We start from the raw sequence: 22,149 nt of genomic DNA on the forward strand, positions 1-22,149 counted from the left end.
TGAGATAAAGGAGGAAACGAAAATGACAAAACGGTTTCAGGATTTACTTGTAACAGTTATCGCAGGTATGGGGATGCTGCTTTCCACTTTAGACACAGGCATCATCAATGTTGCCCTATCTTTTTTGACGGGAGAATTCCAAACGACAACTAACATTACATCGTTTACAATAACTGGCTATACTTTAGCTTTAGCTATCTCTATCCTGCCTTTAGGAGTATTAAGTGATAAATTTGGAAAGTTAACGATTTCCTACTTAGGATTTGTACTTTTTGGGTTGAGTTCGTTATTCTGTGGATTTGCTAATAGTATTGGCTGGCTCATTGCTGGCCGGATTTTTCAAGGCATAGGGGCTGCCGCTCTACAAGCTACTTCAGCAGCTTTGATTACTACTTTAGTTTCTGAAGAACGTCAAAACAGCTCTATCAGCATTTTAGGCGTTATGATTGGCTTAGGGCCTGTCCTTGGTCCGTCCTTAGGAGGTATATTACTTTCTTTAAATCTCTGGCGCTTCATTTTCTGGATAAATGTTCCCTTTGCAATCCTCGGAATAATATGCAATCACTACCTTCTTAACAAAGTCTCCGAAGAGACTAGCAAACGAACATTAGATACTCTTGGAACAGTAATCAACGCTACCATGCTAGTTTGTCTTTTATTGGGACTATCTTTATTAAGTAAACCTCATTTGTTAGCTATGAGCCTTACTTTAATAGTAGTCAGTTTATTGATTGGGATTTTGTTTTATCGTACTGAGCTTTATAAAAAGAATGCGCTTGTAAATGTCAAGGGACTAAGGGAGAATCCTCAGGTAATCTCCTATCTTTTTCAAACGGTCGCTTTTGGTTTTGCTTCTGCAATGATTTTTTTACTGCCTCCCTTTATTTTTGAACAGTTATATCATTTAGGAGTGGGACAGACTGGCTTTCTTGTGCTAGGCGCACCAGCAGGATTAGTAATCTTTTCAAGATTATCAGGGAAGTGCAATGACGGCAGCAAAAATAAAGCCTTTAGTCATTTAGGTCTCGGGATTATTATTGTTTCTTTGCTTTTCCTCTTGCTGCTCACTCCTAGCTGGCCTTATTTCTTCTTAACTTTAGGATTGTTTGTTTATGGTATTGGCGGAGGATACTTTCAGCCTGCCAATATTGCGAGTATTATGCAAGCTAGCCCTATGGAAATGCAAGGCACCACAGGAGCTTTACAGCGAATGGTACAAAATGTTGCTATTTCGACTGGCTCAGCAGTTGGATCAACCTGTCTAAATCTTTGGCCAAACAATCTATTATTAGCCACTCGGATTGGTTGGGGCATTACACTGGCTCTAGTCATTGTCAGTTTAAAAGAAATGATACATTTCTCAAATCATGATAATTAAGACAATAAAAACCAGCTGTTCAGATTAAGCTGGTTCTTTATTTTTAGATAAGCTTACACATTTTCATTCTTCAGCTTCAAGAGAAGTCAGGAAGCCAGGCAATAAGTTATCAAATGTCTGTTGATTTAATTTTACAAACTTATTTTGCCCTACCTTCCTTGTGTTTGTAAGGCCTGCTTCGCGCAGGGTTCTAAAATGGTAAGAGGCAGCCGACTTGCTAATAGCCAGCAAAGTACCAATCTCACCACAATTCAATTCGTCCTGTTTCTGGTATAGAAGTCTGACAATATTTAGTCGAGCAGGATCAGCCAAGGCTTTAAATATTTTGATTCTTTGTTCATCTTGATTTTTAGATAATTCTTCAATAGTCATAGGATTATTTTACTATTGAATCTTCTACCTGTCAATGCTACAATATTTCTTATGATAGTTAAATAGTTTTTTAACTATTAAATCTATAACATCTTAATGGAGTCGTCAATTATGAAAAAATATTCTCTTTTATTCTTTTTAACCATGTTCATCATTGGAACAGATACATTCTTAGTATCTCCCTTGCTGCCAACTCTAATCAAATTGTACGGAATAGATTCCTCCATTTCAGGTTGGATGGTTAGTGCATATGCTATTGGCTATGCTGTTTTCGCGCTTATCTCAGGTCCAATTTCTGATGGTAGAGATAGGAAGAAAGTAATGACTTATGGATTAGCCGCTTTCGCTATCTCAACATTCCTATGCGGATTTGCAACTAGCTTTCCTCTTATGCTTCTTTTTCGCTTATTTGCAGGGATTAGTGCTTCATTTGTAACACCTCAGGTTTGGGCTTCTATTCCGATTGTAGTAGATAAAAGTCATATTGTTCAAGTCATGGGTTATGCAACTGCAGGTTTATCTGTTTCTCAAATGGCTGGTGTGCCAATTGGCGGTTACCTTGCCAGCTTTTCTTGGCAAACGCCATTCTATACTATTGCAGCAGCTTCTCTTATATTACTCATTTTGATTCATGTTTATCTGCCTAAACTTGAAATCAGTCAGGCTAATAGAATTTCATTTACAGAGGCCTATAAAAATATTTTAACCAATAGAAAATCTGTGAGTTATCTTGTTGCTTATTTTGTATTCCAAACAGGTTCATTTACAGCTATCACCTTTATTTCAACATGGTTTACACATGATTTTCATATGAGCCTGACAACCATTAGTACAGCTATTATTGCTATTGGGGCAGGGAACTTACTTGGCTCTCTTTTCGGCAGCCAAATCGTTAAACGTTTCGGTCTGCAAAAGACATTCAGAGCAGAGCTAATGACACTCACTATTCTTTATTTAATATTACCATTGGCACAGAATTTTTGGACTGCTGAAATTTTATTAACGATCATTTATGTTAATAATGGTTTTGTCTTCCCGTTGTTCATGACAACCCTACAGGGAACTGTCGAAAACGCACGCAGTACTATCTCTTCATTGTCAAATGCAGCTATGTACCTTGGAGAAACCATTGCCGGCATTGTTGGAGGAGTTCTCTTTGTAACGTTTACAGGGTTCTCAGGAATTTCCATCTTTGCCGCTATCATGATTGCCTTATCTTGGTTACTTTATGCTCAAGCAGGAGCGTTTAAGAAAAACTAACATTCTTTTAGTTCCTTTGTGTGTTAAATTAAGCTAGATTAGTTAATATGACTTAGAAGAACTTGGTAAGGGTTTTATAGCTTAAAGACTTTCTTGTAGTAGAAACCAGTTTTAATGACAGTGGATAAAATTCTCAGTATAGCATATACTGGGAATTTTTTATTATTGCCTAGAGACGACTGACGTGGGAATGGGATCAACGCTATTTGTCATCATTTATGATGAATAGCTTAAGTTGCCAAGTAAGTGATTTACAGGGCTGTTAAGTTGTGATAAGCGCTATCTTGTCGATCTTTTTCTTATTAGATATAAAATTTTTATATATAAAGCATTGACACATGCAGGAAAATATTTTATAGTTTATATAAAAAAAATATATATAAAAATTTTGTATAGATAGAAGAAAGCGAGAAGTATATGACAACAATGATTTTAGAAACTCAAGGCCTGAGCAAGGTCTTCTCAGGTCGTGAAATCCTGAAAAACTGCAATCTGCATGTCCAAACAGGCACTATTTACGGTCTCCTAGGCGCTAACGGGGCCGGGAAAACGACTATTTTCAAAGCCGTTACCGGCCTTATCAGGCCGACAGCCGGCCAAATTACCATTTTCGGGCAGGACGCAGCTGCTCAGGGCTCAGCTATTCTGGCCGATATCGGGCTTCTGATTGAGACGCCGATTTTCTACGAGCACTTATCCGCCAAGGACAATCTGTCTATTCACCTAGCCTATATGGACCGAGAAGGTCAGGATATTGAGGCAGCTCTCAGGAGAGTTGGGCTGGCCGATACGGGCCAACAGCCGGTCTCTAAGTTTTCCCTGGGGATGCGCCAACGCCTGGCTATTGCCCGGGCGATTGTCCACCAGCCCAAACTGCTCATCTTGGACGAGCCGATCAACGGCCTGGATCCCATGGGCATCCGGGAGATGCGGACACTCTTTCAGACCTTGGCTGATGAAGGCATGACCCTGATGATTTCCAGCCACATTCTCAGCGAGATTGAACACGTAGCCGATACCATCGGTGTGCTGGCCGGCGGCCGGATTGTCCGGGAAGTGCCGATGGAGCAAATTAGAAAAGAAAATCCAAACGGCCTAGAAGACTATTTTTTGAACATCATGACAGGAGGTACACATGCTTAAACTGATCAAACTGGAACTCAAACGTACTAATATTAAGCCCTATGTCATCGGGGCCATATCAATCACCGTATTTATCACCGCTATCTTACATATCATAGGTTTTGCCAGTAAGGATTCAACAGAGATAGACGTCGGCGATTCTCCCTTAGCCACTTCCGGTGCTTTTGTCAGCTTCTTCTCTGTTCTGATGATGGCCTGTTTTGCGGTCTTAGCCGCAGTTATGGTTGGTCGCTTAGTGGTTAATGAGTATGGCGGAAAAAATGCAGTCTTACTCTTTAGTTACCCTGTCAAACGCTCTAAGGTACTCTTGGCCAAGTTGGTGTTGGTTTCTGTCTTTACCTCTCTCAGTATGATTTTAGGAGGTCTCATCACCTTACCAGTCTTTATGGGGAGTCATGTTCTCTTTCATTTTATCCCCTTTGATTTCGACCTTAGCCTGCTTGGCTTCATGTTACTGGCTGTTTTAGGATCTAGCGTAGTCACTATTGCTGTATCAATGGCGGGTCTATGGATTGGATTGTGGAAGAACTCTCTGCCAGCCACTATTGTGTCAGTCCTTATTATTACGTCACTTTTTACCAATTTATTGGTGGGATCTATTCAGTCCAATCCTATCCTGCTTGCTATCTTAGCAGCGATTTCCGCAGTCCTGATCCTGGTGTTTTATATTATCTTGACTAGAGGGCTAGAACAGCGGGAAGTTTGAGATAGCGGTAATCCTCAAAGAAAATCAAAAATAGGTAGTTGTACTTAGGTCCTCCACATTTCCCAGATTTCCGTCGGGGGTGATAAGACTAGCGAAGCTATTCGGGGAAACCACAAGACTTCGGGCTTGGTTTCTACGGAGAGCTGACTAAATGACAGTCTCCATACTTCCATATATCTCATATGTCCTTTGCCAGTCCCAACCTAGCAAGGCCAACGTTCCTACTACTAAAGAGAATAACGGGAAATATCATTAAGCACCAGAAGTCAATCATATCTATTTTTGAGATCAAATGAGTATAAAATGCTTATCTGGTAAAAAAGAAACTATATTCCTATCAAGAAACCCTTTCCTCCGACTGAGGAACACTACCAATCCTTTTGCTATTAACACATTTGGCTAAAAAACACCACTGGAATAGTTGACTTATAAAGGTGAGGTAGCATGCCAAACGCATGAAGAAAGAATAATCACATGTTTTCTGAAAAGGTTGAACATATTCAGAAAAGTAGAATCTATTTTTCGTTCGTTAGAGAAACCATTATTTTCTAGCTTATATTAGGGAAAAGAGGTCAAAAGCTTAGATAAGGTGAGCAATTTGTCATTTTGATTGTGTTTCCAACGGATGATTTTCTTCATGCGTACGTCGTGTGGGGGGGAGTCGTCTCCGATTATACCGGCCAAAGTATCTAAAGAAATCTTTAGGCCAGCTATAGCTTGTCTTGAAGTCAGTGTGTTGCAATAGCGGCACAAGTAAGAGGCGCTCTTGTGAAAGCGCTTAAAAACCATCTAACCCTACCCTTTCTCTCTGCTATCGGGCTATTTGGCCTGGCTCTGTCATTGGACCTTTGGACGGTTAAAAAAGTATCTGACAAACAAAAATAAGGAGGACTCTATGTACAGCTACACACGCAAAGTTCACTACTACGAAACTGATAAAATGGGCATTGTCCATCATGCCAACTATATCCGCTGGATGGAAGAGGCTAGAATTGCGCTAGTGGACAGTCTCGGGTTCGGTTATGAACGCCTGGAAGCACAGCAGTTGATCTCGCCGGTCTCAGAGCTATCCTGCCGTTACAAAAGCAGCACAACTTTTGCTCAGGATATTCAGATTGACACGCTGATTATCAAGATCAACGGTGTTCGCTGTGTCTTTTACTACCGCATGTACCGGGTTAATGATGGGGTGCTGGTCTTTGAAGGATCAACCGAGCATTATTTTATTGACCCACTGGGCAAGCTGGTCAATATCAAGCGCAGTTTCCCTGATTTTTATCAGGCCTTGAAAACTTGCAGTGAAGTAACCCCTCTCAAAACAGCCGGAACTGCTTCAGTATTAGACGAAGAAATGAAAGAGATAACCCCATGACATCACTCATGCTTTCACCTGAAGCTAATCGCTATTACCGCTATGTTGTTCAACTATATCGGCCACGTTTTTGATCACAAACACACTTCGCCTGCTGCTAGCTCGTCATCACTACCATCTGCTGGCGCTATTTTTGCCAGTCAGCATCCTTTCGCAGCCGTACTAATTTTTGACAGTTGTCTGGCATTGGCCGTTTTTATTTCCAAAACAGTCAAGTCCCAAAGTCCTAGCAAGGTCTGAACCAATCACTATCCCTAAAGGAGAATCGCATGAAACATAAAAAATTACTTATTTTAACTTCTGTCATCGTCCTAGGAAGCTTTGAAGCTACACAAATCGTCCGGGCTGATGAGCAAAATCCAGTCGATACTGCCACGCAGGATATCCGTATTCCTGAAAGCGGGCCACAGACTTCGGCAGCCACTCAAATAAAGCAAACTGTTACCACTGATGCTACACCCACTAACAACCAAGCAACAGAATCGGCTACCAATAACCAAGAACCAGCATTGACCAACAGCCAGATAACCCCAACAGCAGAACCGAATCCTGCAGCCAGCGAGAAGCAGGCAGACCAAGGATCTGTTAGTAAATCGCTTAACTCAGTCTCAGACGGCACAAAAGCTTCAACTAATGCAGAGACAGCTACGGGGCAAGCTCAAAAACAAACCACTCAACAGACTAGCGACCCTGAACAAAGTCAAACCACAGCGGATCCAACCAATACTGCCCCAAGTCAGTCGGCTAGTACAGCTGATAGCAGCGAACAATCTGCAAAAGGTACTGAAGCAGGCAAGACAGACCAGCAAGCTGACAGCATCAGTCAGGGACAGACCAATCCACCGGCAGAGACAGCACAGACAAATGAAGCATCACAAAATCCTACAACTGACCCAACAACCGGCACTGAAACTGCTCCAAGGTTAGAAGATGATTTCTACACTCATATCAATTACGAATGGTTTAAAAAAACCGAAATCTCTGATGGTTCTTTGACTCAAAGCAGCATGATGGAACTTCAAAATATAGCTGATGCCAATGTAAAAGAAAGCATTAAAGGGCTGCTTTCAGGTGAAGAAGAAAGTTGCATTGAGGGTATGGATGACTATCTCAAATTTTACAAAAAGGCCACAGATTTTGAGCAGCGTGAGTTAGATGGCATTGAGCCTGTTAAACCTTACTTAGAAGCCATTGAAGAGCTAAGTGGGGTGGAAGATTTAGCAGCCGAAACAACTGAACGTGTCCTGCACAATCAGGCACTTCCTTACTCTATCAGTGTCTTTAATGATCTTGAAAATTCCGATCAGAAAATGATATGGCTGTCAGCACCAGAAACAATTCTTGACGAAGAAACCTATCAAGATGAAAGCAAACGGATACAGATACTGACTTCCTATAAAGAGAGCAGCCAAAGGTTATTAACTGCCGTCGGTTGTACTCAGGAAGAGGCTGCACAAATTACTGAGCAAGCCGCGCAGTTTGAAAATTTAGTCGCTCCTTATATTCCATCAGCTGATAAGAGGAGTAATCTTAGTAATCTGTATAATCCGCGCACAGCTGAAGAAGTCAAGGCCTACTCTCCTGAGCTCGCTTTAAACCGCACGATTAACGAATTAGTCAAGCAAAAGGTCGAAAAGATTAATGTTAGCCATCCAACTTACTTCGAGCACTTGCATGAAATCATTAATAAGCAAAATTTAGCAGCTTGGAAATCATGGTTGCTGGTCAATGAAATCAGCAGTCATATCCCCTATCTGACTGAAGAATTGCGACAGTTGGCCCTTGAACTTAACCCTAAAGTTATTAAGCAGGACAAGGAGGATGAGGCCATCCGTCAGACCAAGCATGTCTTTTCAGAACTCTGGAGTGTTTATTATGGACAAAACTTTCTTGATGATAGGGTCAAGGAAGATGTCACAGCCATGACTGCAAAAATCGTGGAAGCCTACAAGGAACGTCTGCTGGACAATACTTGGCTCTCCCAAAGCACAAAAGAGAAAGCCATTGAAAAATTAGACCATATGACTTATTTTATAGGTGCTCCAAAGGAGGTTTCAGACATTGCCAAACGTCTGTTCGTTGAGGATGATTATTCTTACTTCGACAATATTAAACAGCTATCAGCAATGTTACAGCATGAACAATTTAGTAGCTATAATGAGCCTGTTGATAAAAACAAATGGCCTTTAGAAGCTTACAGCGTTAATGCCGCGTACGACCTGACCAATTCCATTTATATCCCAGCAGCTATCATAAATGGTACCTTTTATGATGCTAACCAGTCCGAGGCGGCTAACTTCGGGGGCATCGGAGTTGTTATCGGTCATGAAATTACTCATGCTTTTGATTCCAATGGATCACGCTTTGATGAAGATGGCAATTTAAATAATTGGTGGACAGATAAGGATCAGCAGGCTTTTGACCAAAAACTTCAAGCTATGGTTCAGCTTTTTGATGGACTCAACCTTTATGGCAGCAAGGTTAATAGCAACCTGACACTTACGGAAAACACGGCAGATGCTGGTGGATTGGCTGTTGCCTTAGCAGCTTTGCAAAAGGAAAATCCTGAGGCTAACCTGACAGAATTCTTTGAAAACTACGCCCGCCTATGGCGTGATGAAACCAATTTGGCTATCGCACAGGAAGAACTAGCCAGCGATGTGCACTCTCCAGAAATCCTTCGCGCTAATGTCCAGCTAGCCAACAGCGATGTTTTTCAAAAAAACCTATAACATTCAGCCAACTGATGGTATGTATATGGAGCCGGACAAGCAGGTGGTGATTTGGTAAGCCAAGATCGTCTTAAAAGCGGAAAATACGACTGTTAGACTCCAGCCAGTGCCCTAAACCGCTTTAATACTCAAAAAAAGACAAGAGATAAGGACTTCCTAATCAACCACTGTGTCCGACTGTTTTAGCTAAACTAGTTGATAGGGGACAGGATTTTTGTTTAATGTCATTAAGTTAAGAGACTCTATTTCGGTTTAGAAATTCCCATAAATATATATTACGAGGCTTCTTATGAAAAAAAGATGGAAACAACTGTTGGCCGTTGGTCTGCTAGCGCTGGGGCTATTGACAACTCCAGTGGTACAGGCTAGCGAAAAATTGCCATCTGGCAATACTTATGACAACATCGGAAGCAAGATTGAAGCCTTTGTGGACCAGCACAAAGACACCACAGCCGGTATGGAAACGGCGGTCTTCACTGCTGACGAGACCCTCTACGAAGGACACTTTGGCTATATGGACAAGGCCAAGGGGCTCAAGGCTGATGAAACCTCTGTCTTTGAGTGGGGGTCTTCTTCCAAGACCGTGACTTGGGTCAGCGTCATGCAGCAGGTGGAAGCAGGTCGGATCGACCTCAAGGAGGATATCCGGACCTACCTGCCCAAAAATTTCCTCAAAAATCTCAAGTTTGATAAACCTATTACCATGCTGGACCTCATGAACCATAAGGCTGGTTTTCAAGAGACCTACATCAAGTTTCTAGCGCCAAATGACAACCAGATTATACCACTTGAGGATTACCTGAGTCAGGTCCAGCCACCACAGGTCTATGAGTCAGGAACGGTGACCGCCTATTCCAACTGGGGGACTGCCCTCGCAGGCTATATCGTCCAGAAAGTGACTGGTCAGGACTTCGCTGACTATGTCAAGGCGGAGATCTTTGAACCTCTGGGAATGAAGCATACAGCCATCAAGCTTGACTTATCCGACAATGCCTATGTCAAGAAAGAGCGGGGCAAAAATCAAAGTTATGATACAACAGGCAAAAATATCGGTTATCAGCTCTTTCTGGCTAATCCCTATCCTGCAGGGTCGATCATTGGTACGCTGGGTGATCTCCAAACCTACGCCCAGGCTCTTTTAAAACAGGAAGAAGGCGTTCTCTTTGACAAAAAGGCGACTTGGGAGGAGCTCTTCAGTGCCAGTGATGTTTATGGCAATAGTGATATTCCCAAAAACCACCACGGCTTTTGGACAGGGGAATACGCGAAAGCAGTCACTTGGCATAACGGGGGAACTTTCGGCTACACCAATAACCTGATACTAGATGTTGACAATAAAATCGGTCTGGTGGTCATGACCAATCAGGTTGGCGAGCAGGTCTATAATCAGAAAATGCCAGAGCTGATCTTTGGGAAATACAAGGATTCTCCTCTGGCCAAACGACCTAAGGATAACTATTCTGGCACCTATCTGACCTCAAGGACGTTTTTAGAGGGACCTCTGTCAATTGTCAAGCTGACGGAACTACAGAATAGCCAGTCAGACCAGTTTAGCCAAACGCTTAGTAGCTCATATTACGAGGTATCTCAGACCCCGGACGGCAAGGAAGTTATCAGCCTATCGGGAGCTGATTTGATGAAGGTTACTCAGGGACAAGTCTGGCTCATGTATGGGACGGCCATAGCGGGAGGTCTAGCTGTTATCTATGCCCTCGGCCATCTCCTTATCAGCGCTATAACTTGGCTAATTCGCAGGCTGAAGAAAAAAGTTACCCCCGCCCAATCCAAACTTTGGCAGCATTTACTGGCAGGACTGATTACTCTAGTCGGTCTAGCTGTCGGAGTTTTACTCATGGCCATCATCACTCAAAATAGTGCAGTTTTAAATACAGTTCCTCTACTGGCCATGGGCTTTGCCTTGATCGGTCTGGCCCTTCTGGGTCTCCTCCTCTGGCGACTGATTTTCTGGCCTAAGGGGCAGCTGGACTGGAAAGCTAAACTTCATTACGGCCTGACCGTATTTGCAGCTCTAGCTACCGTCTGGTTTATCTACTTCTTTGACCTTTACCAATGGTGGGTCATGTAAGATTATGAAAGGAAAAAATGCTAATGACTAAAGACACAAAACTAATCGAACCGCATCCGAAACTCATCTGGCCCTATCTGGCCTGGACCTTCGGCTGGACTTGGGGCTGCTGGGGGCTAATCTTTCTGTTCGGTAAGTCACCAATTGCCCAGATAGGGAATATGTTGTGGTTTTTGGGACCTGCCATCGGAGCTATTATCGTCCTAAAAATCCCTCTAAAAGCAATTCCCAAATGGCTGTTTTATGGAAAAAAAGGGACTTGGTTGCTTCTTCTATTGTTTTCCGTTCTTTTAACAGTCGTGGACAGTGTTGTCGCTTCTGGACGATTAGTTGAGGGAGCCTTGACCAACCTACCTTTCATGGTAGTTTTGCTAACTGTTTTTAGCGGAGGCCATGAGGAACTGGGCTGGCGGGGCTTCCTCCAGCCTGCCTTGGAGAAAAAGTTTCCCTTTCCGCTTGCGACTGTATTCCTCGGTATTATCTGGGGAATCTGGCACTTCCCACTATGGGTCATAGATAGAGGGGGAAGCCTGCCTTACTTTGCCATACAATGCCTAACATGTGTGCTCATTTCCTTTGCCTATGCAGGGCTCTACAAGGCTACCCACTCCATTATAGCCTGTCACATCTTCCATACGGTGTCTAACTTGCATTTCATGATTTTTGAAGGCCTTGACTCACCAGCCCTTGGCTGGCATTACTTAGCTGGCCTACTCCTGGTAGCTGGCTACGGAATTTGGCTCTGGTATCGGACGGATCGGAAAGAAAGAGAGATTAGTTATGAACACACAAGTTGATGCCCATTTACAACCGCACCCAAAACTCGTACCAGCCTTTCTGGCTTGGACCTTCGGCTGGAGTTGGGGCTTCTGGGGACTATGTATTCTCCTCAAGAACCTTTGGCCGGAAAATCCGCCTATGCCCTATCTGCTTCTTGAAGGGACTCTCTTTACCATCGGCGTTTTCGGACCAATGACAGCCAGTCTGATTGTGCTCAAAAAGAAGAGGCTCAAGGCTATTAGAACCTATCTCTTCTCAGGCAAGAAAGGGACTTGGGCCTACTTTCTCATCCATGCTGGGGCCCTAATAACCGTTTATGCCTTAGTAGCTGGTATTAGATTAGTGGATGCTGGTATTTTAGCGATATTACCATTGGAATTTATCTTTATGACCACCTTGGGAGGAGGCGTGGAAGAACCCGGTTGGCGGGGCTTCCTCCAGCCAGCTCTGGAGAAAAAAATTTCCTTTCCTCTAGCGACCATACTTGTAGGTACCGTGTGGGCCCTTTGGCATCTTCCTTTCTGGTTTTATGGTCGGTTTGCAGACTGGGGAGGCCTTGACTCCTTTCCATTCTTTTGGATCAGTCTCATTGCTGTAGCCTTCTGGCTTTCTGCTCTTTACAAAAAAACTCAATCCCTTATCGCTTGCAACCTCTTCCATGTCCTATACAATACTGTTACCACAACCTTTGTTGGCATATCCGAAGCTACAGATGGCGATTTCTCTAAGGTCAACCCAATCTTTTACTTTGGTGGCCTGGCCCTTCTGACCCTTTACAGCATGTCTCTCTGGTATCGGACAGATAAAAAGGAAGGAAAGCAGGAGGTAAAATATTTCTGATCGAATTTTGGAGGGGGATGTTCTGTGCACTTGCTTGACTATGTTTTACGTCTTAAAGGATCAGTTGGTAGCAAATTCCCCTAGTAAACTCACAAAGGAGAAAAAATTATGATGACTGTTAAAAACATGTCAACCTAGAAAATTCTTGGAGTCTGTCTGTTAGCTTGCTTAGCTTTTATGCTTAGCGGAGCTTGTTCTGTATTGATCTATCAAGGGTCACAATTTCTTGGCATCCCCCTTATCAGCTATGGACTGTCCGCCCTTAGTTACATTGGTGTATCGCTACTGTCTCTCTATCTTCTAACCAGCAAACTCTGCCATCTAAGTTTTAAGGAAGTCCGTATTAATCTGGCTTTCCCTCACTGGTCTTGCCTCCTTATCGCTCTTCTTATGCCCCTAACTGTTCAGCTCCTCTTACACTTATTGGGCGGGCGGAGCTATCTGGATGACAATTTGTATTGGACCATTATCATGGGAGGTTTAGCTGCTCCGATTGTCGAAGAACTCTTTTTTAGAGGTTTTATCATGAGACTGCTGGAGCTCAGATATTCTAGAACTATCGCTATACTGTTGCCATCCTTTGTCTTTGCAGCCATCCATCTGTTAAATGGAGCCTTGAATCCTATAACAGCTCTCCAACTCTTACTAGCTGGAACACTAGTTGGGATTCTGTTTTCCTTGGCGACCTATCTGACTGGGTCAATCCTTAATAGTATTGCGATCCATGCAGTTTGGAATCTCATCATGGGAACGGTGCTATTTAAACAGCAGTCCTTCTTGTTCGGCGGGAAGTACGGCGCTGAAATTTCTCCCCTAGCAATTTTAGCTTATGTTTTAGCCAGTGCCATTATTTTTTACCTCTTTAAGAAAAAATCAGAAAGAAAGGAAAAGGCCTATGACGACTAAAGACACCAAAACGATTGAACCGCAACCGAAACTCATCTGGCCATATCTGGCTTGGACCTTCGGCTGGAGTTGGTGTTGCTGGGCTCTGGCCATTCTCCTCAAAAATCTTTGGCCTAGTAACCCACTTGAAACCATCCTCTTTTTTATAGGTACTTTCGGGCCGATGGTAGCCAGCATTATCACTCTCAAAAAGAAAAGTTTTAGGGCAATCACAGACTTTATCTTCTCAGGCAGAAAAAGAGCTTGGTTCTATTTCCTCCTCTACAGCGGAACCTTAACAGCGATTGTCGCCTTGGCCAGTGGAGGAAAGCTGATAGATGGCGCCTTAGCTGAATTACCATTGGGGATCATTTTCGTCGCCATCATGGGAGGTGGTAATGAAGAACCCGGTTGGCGGGGCTTTCTACAACCGGCACTAGAGAGAAAGTTTTCCTTCTCCCTAGCCACTGCGATTGTTGGTATCGTCTGGGCCATCTGGCATGTGCCCTTATGGTTCTACGACCGAGGCCAGACCTCTTTCCCGCTATTTTTTGTCAGCTGTATCGTCTTTGCCATCTGGTTTGCTGGACTTTACAAGAGGACAAGGTCTGTCATCGTCTGCGTACTCTTCCACGCGCTGATTAACAACGTACCTGCTAGCTTTACTGGTATAGGTGAGGCTATGGGATTTGGCGATTTATCGCAGGTCAATCCCTTCTTTTACCTAGGTGGTATTGCTATCATGGCCCTTTACAGTATCTATCTCTGGTACCGGACTGATAAGGAGGAAGGAGCGCAAGAGGTAAGACATTTCTGACCTGATTGCTGTTTTTCTGACCAATGAAAGGAAAAAATGCTAATGACTAAAGACACCAAAACGATTGAACCGCAACCAAACCTCATCCCAAGTTTTCTAGCCTGGACCTTCGGCTGGAGTTGGGGACTATGGGGCTTAACCATTATCTTGAACACCCTCTCATCAGGTCGCTCAGTTTCATTAGCAATGTTAACCATTATCTTAGGCTCTTTCGGACCTGCCCTTGGAACTAAGATGGCAATGAAGTTGTCCTTGAGAGAACTTTGGGGCTATATCTTTTCCAGTCGTCGCAGGACCTGGCTTCCCTTACTCCTACTGATGAGCATGGAAGCCATCGTCTATGCCCTAGCTAGCCCAGGTCTAAATCCTGAGCGTTCCCTTTGGACAGCACCTATCAGCTTCCTCTTTATTCTGATCTGCGGTGGGGGCAATGAAGAAATTGGCTGGCGAGGATTTCTCCAACCAGCCCTGGAAAAGCGATTCCGTTTTTGGCAGTCGGCTGTCCTGATAGGCCTAGTCTGGACTCTCTGGCATGTGCCACTCTGGTTTATTCCAGGCTCTTCTCAGGCAGGGACTTCTTTTCTGATATTTGCGCTCGAAGTCTTGGTCCTCAGTTTTGTCTTTTCAGGCCTCTATAAGCATAGCAAGTCTGTCTGGTACTGCGCCCTACTTCACGCTTTTAATAATCTCCTTTCAGGTCCCTTTATCAAAGAAGGGTTCAATTACATGATCTATTTCGCCGGAATCGGGCTAATGGCACTTTATGCCAGTTGGCTCTGGTATCGGACCGATAAGGAGGAGAAAGCCTATGACTAGACAATGTAATGACCTGATGTCCAGCCCAATTGACGCCTGTCTGGCAGGCTCACTCCTAACTGTTTCCTTGCTCTTCTGGAAACTGACTCCCAGTCTTATGCCCGTCATACTGATGACCGCTTCTAGCCTGCTCCTTTTGGGCTTAGCCGAACTTTACTTTCTCTGGAAAGACAGGCAACTAAGCTGATGACTAGGAAAGGAGAACTTTATGACCCATCTCAATCTTAAAACCATTTACCGAAGCCAGTTGATATTCCAGTTAGTAGCACTTCTCATAGGTGGCCTGAGTGCTAAACTGCACCCGCTACTGATTATCGGATTAGCTGTCATTCAGCTACTTGGGCTGCTTCAATCTCTTAAACCTCTGTCCAACAAAGCAGATAAAATGGTGACTTGGGGAGTACTGCTGACCCAGTTGCCAACGATTAGTCTAACCTTGGACCTACTAGGCAAAGGTCTATCAGCCTTTTCCGTCCTATTCCTGATTTTAGCCTTACCTTACTTCCTCTTGGCTATAATACCGACTGCAAAAGTCTTAGCCAGTCCCAAGGTCAACTCCAACTTAGCCAGAGTCTTTCTGCTCAACGCTTGGGGAATTTCCTACCTTCAGACCATTGGACTGTTTACTGGCTACCTACCCCAAAAAAATCTCCTAGCTATCTTTTTAGATTCAGGACTTTGGCAAGCCACTGCTTTTTCACTAGTTACCGTATTGCTGATGAGAGCCTGGCAGTTCCCTCTCCCTGATTGGAAACCTAAAGGCCGCATGCAGACCAATACCATTCTCATAATCATTGGTCTTGCTGGCCTTATCCTCCTTGGCGTGATCTCAATCAGTGATTTTCGACCCTTCAATCTAACTTGGGGTTACCTCTTCACAGGCATTAGAGCGGGACTTCTTGAGGAAATCTGGGTCCGCTACGCTTTACTCCTCTGCCTTCTCAGAGCGTTCAGGACAATCAAGTCCCAAAGGCTCTCGATTATGGCCGCTGTCCTTCTGTCTTCCTTTATCTTTGGAAGCCTACACTTCCTCAACCTGACATCTGGCCAAGACTTTGCTAACACTCTCAATCAAGTAATCTATGCGACAGCTATCGGGGTTCTCTTTGCTCTCATCTATCTTTATACAGGTAAATTGTCACTGCTAGTCGGTTTTCATGCCTTGGTCGATATCATTTATTTTTCCATGACTTCTTCTATCATGAGGGTAGAACAACTAAACTGGACTGACTTTATCACAACGGTCTGCCTTATTTTAGTTTCTCTAGCCCTTAGTTACTATATGATGACAGGTAAACGCTGGCAAACACTCCAAAACAATAGCCAAGGAATATTAGAACCAGCCCACACTAGTTAATGAGGAAAGGAAAGATGATGAAAAAACTTAAATCGCTCATCACCGCAAGTCTGCTGGCTTTGGGACTTCTGGCAAGCCCAGCCGTTCAGGCTGAGGACAAACTGCCATCTGGCAATACTTATGACAACATCGGAAGTAAGATTGATGCCTTTGTGGACAAACACAAAGACACGACCGCTGGCATGGAGACTGCGGTCTTCACTGCTGACGAGACCCTCTACGAGGGACACTTCGGCTATATGGATAAGGAAAAAGGGATTAAGGCTGATGAGGGTTCAGTCTTCGAGTGGGGGTCTTCTTCCAAGACCGTGACCTGGATCAGTGTCATGCAACAGGTCGAGGCTGGACGGATTGACCTCAAAGAGGATATCCGCACCTACCTGCCTGAGGGCTTTCTCAAAAACCTTAAATTTGATAAGCCCATTACCATGTTAGACTTGATGAACCATAAGGCTGGTTTTCAGGAGACAGAAATTAAGTTTTTGGCTTCGGATTATCATCAGATTATTCCCCTCAAGGATTATCTAAGTCAGGTCCAACCTCCACAAGTCTATGAACCAGGCACGGTCACAGCCTACTCCAACTGGGGGACTGCCCTGGCTGGTTACATTGTAGAAGAAGTGACTGGTCAGAACTTCGCCAACTATGTCAAGGCCGAGATCTTTGACCCCTTGGGTATGAAACACACTGCTATCAAACCTGACCTATCTGATAATGCCTATGTCAAAAAAGAGCGGGCTAGAAATCAAAGTTACGATACGACAGGCACCCTTCTTGGCACCCGGCTCTTTATAGCCAATCCCTATCCTGCAGGCTCCATCATCAGTACCTTGAGCGACTTCAAGACCTATGCCCAGACCCTGCTCAAGCAGGAAGAAGGCGTCCTCTTTGACAAAAAGGCGACCTGGGACAAACTCTTCAGTGCCAGTGATGTCTATGCTGGTAGCAAGACTCCCAAAAACCGCCACGGTTTCTGGGTCACGCAGTATGCCATTGCGGTCACCGAGCATGCTGGCAACTCTAGCGGTTATTCCAATGGCCTGATGCTGGATTTGAAAAACAAGGTCGGTCTAGTGGTCATGACCAATCAACACCTCGAGCAAAACTACAATGCAAGGTTGCCTCAGCTAATTTTCGGAGAATATAAGAACTCTCCCCTAGCCCAACTTCCCAAGGATAGCTATTCTGGAATCTATCAGACCTCCAGAACCTACTTAGAGGGTCCCTTCTCCTTTGTGAGCCTCTTAGGCCTTCAAGATAGTCAGTCAAAGCGATTCAGCCAAGCTCTTGACCGCATTTATTATAAGACATCTCAAACACCAGATGGCAGAGGGCTAATCAATCTGCCAGTAGCCGATTTTCTGGCTGTCCCTCAGGAGCGTATCTGGATGATGTATGGGACCGTCATAGCTGCTGGCCTGGCTTTTATCTATTCTTGTGGGCATCTCTTAGTCAGTCCTCTTGTCTGGTTTATCCGCAAACTGGGAAAAAAGACTCCCCCTAGCCAGTCTAAGATTTGGCACCATTTACTGGCCAGTTTAACAGTGCTAACAGGCCTATCTTTTGTCACTCTGTTCATAATAGTAACTAGCGCAATGGAAGCCAATGCGGATGCTGACACTGTAAACAGAATTCCTCTGATTACTGGTGGCTTCGCCCTAATCAGTCTATCACTTCTAGGCCTTCTCCTCTGGCGACTGTTCTTTAGGCCTAAGGGTAAACTGACTTGGCAAAACAAACTTCACTACGGCCTGACCATTCTAGCAACACTCGCCACCCTCTGGTTTATCTACTTCTTTGACCTTTACCAATGGTGGGTGGTTTAGCTAGAGTCACCATCTGACAATCAACATGACGAAAGTGAGAATTTAATTTTATGACAGCAATGATTTTAGAAACACAGGGTTTGAGCAAGGTCTACTCTGGCCGAGAGATCCTGCAAAACTGTGACCTACACGTAGAAGAGGGAAGCATTTACGGTCTCCTCGGTGCTAATGGGGCTGGCAAGACCACGATTTTCAAGGCGGTGACAGGGCTCATCAAGCCAACGGCTGGTCAGATCAGCATTTTTGGCCAGAGCGCCGATAGTCAAGGTTCGGCAATTCTGGCAGATATCGGTCTCTTGATCGAAACGCCCATCTTTTATGAGCACCTCTCTGCCAAGGACAACTTGGCTATCCATCTAGCCTATATGGACCGGGAAGGTCAGGATATCGAAGCAGCTCTCAGGCGGGTTGGTCTAGCCGATACGGGCCAACAGCCGGTCTCTAAGTTTTCCCTGGGGATGCGCCAGCGCCTGTCCATTGCCCGAGCGATTGTCCACAGACCCAAATTGCTCATCTTGGATGAACCGATCAACGGCTTAGACCCTATGGGCATTCGGGAGATGCGGACTCTTTTTCAGGAACTGACTGCCGAGGGCATGACCCTGATGATTTCCAGCCATATCCTCAGCGAAATTGAGCATATAGCCGATACCATCGGTGTGCTGGCCGGCGGCCGGATTGTTCGGGAAGTGCCGATGGAGCAAATCAGAAAAGAAAATCCAAACGGTCTGGAAGACTATTTCTTATCTATCATGACAGGAGGCGGCTATGCTTAAATTGATCAACCTTGAACTCAAACGAACACGACTCACTCCCTATTGGATAACTTGTCTGATTTCGACTCCTTTAGTGATTTGGCTCATTTTTAGCTTAGCTGCAGCTAAGAGTTCAGATGGTTTTTCAACTTCTGGACAGACATCCTCTGCTATGGTCGGGTTTTTTGCCCTCATTGCTAGTATCCTAGCAGCTGTTATGCTCGTTCGTTTTGTCCTCAAAGACTATACCGGTCAAGAACGACTCCTGCTCTTCTCCTATCCCCTTAGTCGGATTACGGTCTTTCTAGCCAAGCTGGTTATCGTGCTTGTCTTCTGCATCAGTTTTGTCATTCTAGCTAGCCTGTTCACTAGTCTGAGCCTAGCTCTGCTCAATCCTAGCTTGCACATTACCCACTTGGACTACGATCTCGGTCAAATCTTCTCTGTCTTGGCGGGTGCTAGCTTGGCAGGTATCACGGCTTTGGGAACTGCGCTGATCGGCCTGCTCATTGGTTTTTGGATTAAATCCGGACCTGCTGTTATCATCACCCCTGTTGTCTTCATCGCGTTTACTAGCAATATCATCATGAGTGCCTCAACGCAAGACTTCCGTTTAATGGCTCTACTAGCTCTGAGCAGTGGCCTGATCAGTGGAGGGATTCTGACCTACCTCGGTCGCCAAATCCAGCGAATGGAGATCAGCTAGGTCACTACTATGAAACTGACAAGATGGGCATTGTCCATCATTCCAACTACATCCGTTGGATGGAAGAGGCCAGGATTGCCTTTGTAAAGGATTTGGGTTATAGCTATGAGCGTTTAGAGGCGCAACAGCTGATCTCGCCGGTCTCAGAGTTGTCCTGCCGTTATAAAAACAGCACGACCTTCGCCCAAGATATCCAGAACGACACGCTGATTATCAAGCTCAATGGGGTCCGCTGTGTCTTTTATTACCGCATGTACCGAGTAGAGGACGGGGCGCTGGTTTTCGAGGGCAAGACAGAGCATTATTTTATCGATCCTCTGGGGCAGTTGGTCAATATCAAGCGGCGTTTTCCGGAGTTTTACCAAGCACTGGCTGATTATCAGAAAAGTCAGGATGTTCACGATTTAGGAGCTTAAACAGAAAGGAGTTTTTTAGATGATACAGTTTAAAAAGGTTTTAACAACTGGTCTGCTAGCGCTGGGTCTGCTGACCGCCCCAGCCGTTCAGGCCAGCGACAAATTGCCTTCGGGCAATACTTACGACAATATCGGAAGCAAGATTGAGGCCTTTGTGGACAAACACAAGAACACGACCGCTGGTATGGAAACCGCGGTCTTCAGCGCTGACGAGACCCTCTACGAGGGGCATTTCGGCTATATGGATAAGGCAAAAGATATCAAAGCTGACAAGGGATCGGTCTTCGAGTGGGGGTCGACCTCTAAGACCGTGACCTGGATCAGCGTGATGCAGCAGGTTGAGGCTGGTAAGCTCGATCTCAATGAGGATATCCGGACCTACCTGCCCAAAAATTTCCTCAAAAATCTCAAGTTTGATAAACCTATTACCATGCTGGACCTCATGAACCATAAGGCTGGTTTTCAAGAGACCTACATCAAGTTTCTAGCGCCAAATGACAACCAGATTATACCACTTGAGGATTACCTGAGTCAGGTCCAGCCCCCACAGGTCTATGAGCCAGGAACGGTGACCGCCTATTCCAACTGGGGGACTGCCCTCGCAGGCTATATCGTCCAGAAAGTGACTGGTCAGGACTTCGCTGACTATGTCAAGGCGGAGATCTTTGAGCCTTTGGGAATGAAGCGTACGGCCATCAAGCTTGACTTATCCGACAATGCCTATGTCAAGAAAGAGCGGGGCAAAAATCAAAGTTATGATACAACAGGCAAAAATATCGGTTATCAGCTCTTTCTGGCTAATCCCTATCCTGCAGGGTCAATCATTGGTACACTGAGCGACCTCAAGACCTATGCTCAAGCCTTGCTCAAGCAGGAAGAAGGGCTTATCTTTGAGAAAAAGGCAACTTGGGAACAACTCTTCAGCGCCAGTGATGTCTATAGTGACAGTAAGGTTCCCAAAAACCGTCACGGTTTTTGGACAAAAGAGTACGCCGTCACCGTTACCGAGCACGGTGGTAATACTGATGGTTATTCTAACGGTCTTATGCTGGATTTGAAAAACAAGGTCGGTCTGGTCGTCATGACTAATCAGGCTGGGGAGCAGATTTATAACTATCAAATGCCTGAGTTGATCTTCGGGAAATACAAGGACTCCCCTCTGGCTAAACGACCTAAGGATAACTATTCCGGAACCTATCTGACCTCAAGAACCTCTGTAGAAGGCCCCTTGTCTGCCTTTAACCTCCTGGCGATCAAGCAGAGTCGGTCAGAAAACTTTGAGACTGACTTTGGGAGAGGTATTGTCAATTTTTACAAGGTGGCTAGAACCCCAGACGGCAAAGAGCTCATCAGTTTACCAGTGGCAGATTATCTGTCCGTCCCTCAGGAGCAGGTCTGGCTCATGTACGGCACTGCTATTGCGGGAGGTCTAGCTGTTATCTATGCCCTCGGTCATCTCCTTATCAGCGCTATAACTTGGCTAATTCGCAGGCTGAAGAAGAAAACTGTACCCGCCCAGCCCAAGCTTTGGCAGCATGTGCTGGCAGGACTAATTACTCTAGCAGGGCTAGCCTTTGGACGATTGTTCATGATAATGAGCTCTCAGGACGTTGCAGCCGTGAACACCATCCCATTCCTAACTATTGGCTTTGCCTTGATCGGTCTGGCCCTTCTGGGTCTCCTCCTCTGGCGACTGATTTTCTGGCCTAAGGGGCAGCTGGATTGGAAAGCCAAGCTCCACTACGGCCTGACCGTATTTGCAGCTCTAGCTACCGTCTGGTTTATCTACTTCTTTGACCTTTACCAGTGGTGGGGCATGTAAGATTATGAAAGGAAAAAATGCTAATGACTAAAGACAACAAAATGATCGAACCACACCCAAAACTGATTTGGCCTTATCTG

19 protein-coding genes and 1 pseudogene are annotated in these 22,149 nt (G+C 44.8%); 19 read left to right on the top strand and 1 reads right to left on the bottom strand.

What is annotated here, in order from left to right; translation table 11 throughout:
* Positions 1–22 precede the first annotated feature (22 nt).
* On the top strand, positions 23–1,378 hold the full coding sequence (locus ACVR1G_RS07830; RefSeq protein ID WP_447452619.1) for an MFS transporter: 1,356 nt from the start codon (positions 23–25) through the stop codon (positions 1,376–1,378).
* Positions 1,379–1,441: 63 nt separating this feature from the next.
* Here the strand turns inward: ACVR1G_RS07830 and ACVR1G_RS07835 are convergent, their stop codons facing one another.
* Positions 1,442–1,750 (bottom strand): ArsR/SmtB family transcription factor, encoded by a 309-nt coding sequence (locus tag ACVR1G_RS07835; RefSeq protein WP_447452620.1) that lies wholly within the window; start codon positions 1,748–1,750, stop codon positions 1,442–1,444.
* Between the two features lie 111 nt (positions 1,751–1,861).
* On the opposite strand from ACVR1G_RS07835, the gene ACVR1G_RS07840 reads away from it, so the two are divergent.
* From ACVR1G_RS07840 to ACVR1G_RS07925, 18 genes and pseudogenes are all read left to right on the top strand, one after another.
* Entirely contained in the window at positions 1,862–3,010 is a 1,149-nt protein-coding gene (locus ACVR1G_RS07840; protein ID WP_447452621.1) for an MFS transporter, read from the top strand.
* Positions 3,011–3,427: 417 nt separating this feature from the next.
* Positions 3,428–4,153, top strand: a complete 726-nt coding sequence (locus ACVR1G_RS07845; protein ID WP_447452622.1) for an ABC transporter ATP-binding protein — start codon at positions 3,428–3,430, stop codon at positions 4,151–4,153.
* Positions 4,146–4,859 (top strand): ABC transporter permease, encoded by a 714-nt coding sequence (locus tag ACVR1G_RS07850; RefSeq protein WP_447452623.1) that lies wholly within the window; start codon positions 4,146–4,148, stop codon positions 4,857–4,859. The genes ACVR1G_RS07845 and ACVR1G_RS07850 overlap by 8 nt, the downstream gene beginning before the upstream one ends.
* An 895-nt stretch (positions 4,860–5,754) precedes the next feature.
* Entirely contained in the window at positions 5,755–6,231 is a 477-nt protein-coding gene (locus ACVR1G_RS07855; RefSeq protein ID WP_447452624.1) for an acyl-CoA thioesterase, read from the top strand.
* Positions 6,232–6,500: 269 nt separating this feature from the next.
* Positions 6,501–8,963, top strand: a complete 2,463-nt coding sequence (locus ACVR1G_RS07860) for a M13 family metallopeptidase (protein ID WP_447452625.1) — start codon at positions 6,501–6,503, stop codon at positions 8,961–8,963.
* A gap of 289 nt (positions 8,964–9,252) precedes the next feature.
* Entirely contained in the window at positions 9,253–11,049 is a 1,797-nt protein-coding gene (locus tag ACVR1G_RS07865; RefSeq protein WP_447452626.1) for a serine hydrolase domain-containing protein, read from the top strand.
* 23 nt (positions 11,050–11,072) lie between these two features.
* Positions 11,073–11,846, top strand: a complete 774-nt coding sequence (locus ACVR1G_RS07870) for a CPBP family intramembrane glutamic endopeptidase (RefSeq protein ID WP_447452627.1) — start codon at positions 11,073–11,075, stop codon at positions 11,844–11,846.
* On the top strand, positions 11,830–12,669 hold the full coding sequence (locus ACVR1G_RS07875) for a CPBP family intramembrane glutamic endopeptidase (RefSeq protein ID WP_447452628.1): 840 nt from the start codon (positions 11,830–11,832) through the stop codon (positions 12,667–12,669). Before ACVR1G_RS07870 ends, ACVR1G_RS07875 begins: the two co-directional genes overlap by 17 nt.
* Positions 12,670–12,846: 177 nt before the next feature.
* Positions 12,847–13,575: a CPBP family intramembrane glutamic endopeptidase gene (locus ACVR1G_RS07880; RefSeq protein ID WP_447452629.1), complete on the top strand. Its 729-nt coding sequence runs from the start codon at positions 12,847–12,849 to the stop codon at positions 13,573–13,575.
* Complete coding sequence (locus ACVR1G_RS07885) at positions 13,565–14,371, top strand: CPBP family intramembrane glutamic endopeptidase (RefSeq protein ID WP_447452630.1); 807 nt, start codon at positions 13,565–13,567, stop codon at positions 14,369–14,371. The genes ACVR1G_RS07880 and ACVR1G_RS07885 overlap by 11 nt, the downstream gene beginning before the upstream one ends.
* Positions 14,372–14,413: 42 nt before the next feature.
* The gene (locus tag ACVR1G_RS07890; RefSeq protein WP_447452631.1) at positions 14,414–15,187 is read left to right on the top strand and encodes a CPBP family intramembrane glutamic endopeptidase; all 774 of its coding nucleotides are present in this window, start codon (positions 14,414–14,416) and stop codon (positions 15,185–15,187) included.
* On the top strand, positions 15,180–15,374 hold the full coding sequence (locus tag ACVR1G_RS07895) for a hypothetical protein (RefSeq protein WP_447452632.1): 195 nt from the start codon (positions 15,180–15,182) through the stop codon (positions 15,372–15,374). The genes ACVR1G_RS07890 and ACVR1G_RS07895 overlap by 8 nt, the downstream gene beginning before the upstream one ends.
* Positions 15,375–15,395: 21 nt before the next feature.
* Complete coding sequence (locus tag ACVR1G_RS07900) at positions 15,396–16,544, top strand: CPBP family intramembrane glutamic endopeptidase (protein ID WP_447452633.1); 1,149 nt, start codon at positions 15,396–15,398, stop codon at positions 16,542–16,544.
* A 14-nt stretch (positions 16,545–16,558) separates the two neighbouring features.
* Entirely contained in the window at positions 16,559–18,370 is a 1,812-nt protein-coding gene (locus tag ACVR1G_RS07905) for a serine hydrolase domain-containing protein (RefSeq protein ID WP_447452634.1), read from the top strand.
* Between the two features lie 50 nt (positions 18,371–18,420).
* Positions 18,421–19,146, top strand: coding sequence for an ABC transporter ATP-binding protein (locus tag ACVR1G_RS07910; protein ID WP_447452635.1), 726 nt, complete (start codon positions 18,421–18,423; stop codon positions 19,144–19,146).
* On the top strand, positions 19,139–19,831 hold the full coding sequence (locus tag ACVR1G_RS07915) for a hypothetical protein (RefSeq protein ID WP_447452636.1): 693 nt from the start codon (positions 19,139–19,141) through the stop codon (positions 19,829–19,831). The genes ACVR1G_RS07910 and ACVR1G_RS07915 overlap by 8 nt, the downstream gene beginning before the upstream one ends.
* A gap of 17 nt (positions 19,832–19,848) precedes the next feature.
* Positions 19,849–20,247: pseudogene (locus ACVR1G_RS07920) on the top strand (acyl-CoA thioesterase); the annotation flags it as partial.
* A 19-nt stretch (positions 20,248–20,266) separates the two neighbouring features.
* A complete protein-coding gene (locus ACVR1G_RS07925; protein ID WP_447452637.1) occupies positions 20,267–22,069 on the top strand; it encodes a serine hydrolase domain-containing protein in 1,803 nt (600 codons plus the stop codon).
* The last annotated feature ends 80 nt before the right edge of the window (positions 22,070–22,149 follow it).

It is taken from the genome of Streptococcus dentasini, assembly GCF_053206945.1.

Coding starts and splice junctions, on each gene's coding strand:
- ACVR1G_RS07830 (WP_447452619.1), top strand. CDS start 23: ATGACAAAACGGTTTCAGGATTTACTTGTAACAGTTATCGCAGGTATG.
- ACVR1G_RS07835 (WP_447452620.1), bottom strand. CDS start 1,750: ATGACTATTGAAGAATTATCTAAAAATCAAGATGAACAAAGAATCAAA.
- ACVR1G_RS07840 (WP_447452621.1), top strand. CDS start 1,862: ATGAAAAAATATTCTCTTTTATTCTTTTTAACCATGTTCATCATTGGA.
- ACVR1G_RS07845 (WP_447452622.1), top strand. CDS start 3,428: ATGACAACAATGATTTTAGAAACTCAAGGCCTGAGCAAGGTCTTCTCA.
- ACVR1G_RS07850 (WP_447452623.1), top strand. CDS start 4,146: ATGCTTAAACTGATCAAACTGGAACTCAAACGTACTAATATTAAGCCC.
- ACVR1G_RS07855 (WP_447452624.1), top strand. CDS start 5,755: ATGTACAGCTACACACGCAAAGTTCACTACTACGAAACTGATAAAATG.
- ACVR1G_RS07860 (WP_447452625.1), top strand. CDS start 6,501: ATGAAACATAAAAAATTACTTATTTTAACTTCTGTCATCGTCCTAGGA.
- ACVR1G_RS07865 (WP_447452626.1), top strand. CDS start 9,253: ATGAAAAAAAGATGGAAACAACTGTTGGCCGTTGGTCTGCTAGCGCTG.
- ACVR1G_RS07870 (WP_447452627.1), top strand. CDS start 11,073: ATGACTAAAGACACAAAACTAATCGAACCGCATCCGAAACTCATCTGG.
- ACVR1G_RS07875 (WP_447452628.1), top strand. CDS start 11,830: ATGAACACACAAGTTGATGCCCATTTACAACCGCACCCAAAACTCGTA.
- ACVR1G_RS07880 (WP_447452629.1), top strand. CDS start 12,847: ATGCTTAGCGGAGCTTGTTCTGTATTGATCTATCAAGGGTCACAATTT.
- ACVR1G_RS07885 (WP_447452630.1), top strand. CDS start 13,565: ATGACGACTAAAGACACCAAAACGATTGAACCGCAACCGAAACTCATC.
- ACVR1G_RS07890 (WP_447452631.1), top strand. CDS start 14,414: ATGACTAAAGACACCAAAACGATTGAACCGCAACCAAACCTCATCCCA.
- ACVR1G_RS07895 (WP_447452632.1), top strand. CDS start 15,180: ATGACTAGACAATGTAATGACCTGATGTCCAGCCCAATTGACGCCTGT.
- ACVR1G_RS07900 (WP_447452633.1), top strand. CDS start 15,396: ATGACCCATCTCAATCTTAAAACCATTTACCGAAGCCAGTTGATATTC.
- ACVR1G_RS07905 (WP_447452634.1), top strand. CDS start 16,559: ATGATGAAAAAACTTAAATCGCTCATCACCGCAAGTCTGCTGGCTTTG.
- ACVR1G_RS07910 (WP_447452635.1), top strand. CDS start 18,421: ATGACAGCAATGATTTTAGAAACACAGGGTTTGAGCAAGGTCTACTCT.
- ACVR1G_RS07915 (WP_447452636.1), top strand. CDS start 19,139: ATGCTTAAATTGATCAACCTTGAACTCAAACGAACACGACTCACTCCC.
- ACVR1G_RS07925 (WP_447452637.1), top strand. CDS start 20,267: ATGATACAGTTTAAAAAGGTTTTAACAACTGGTCTGCTAGCGCTGGGT.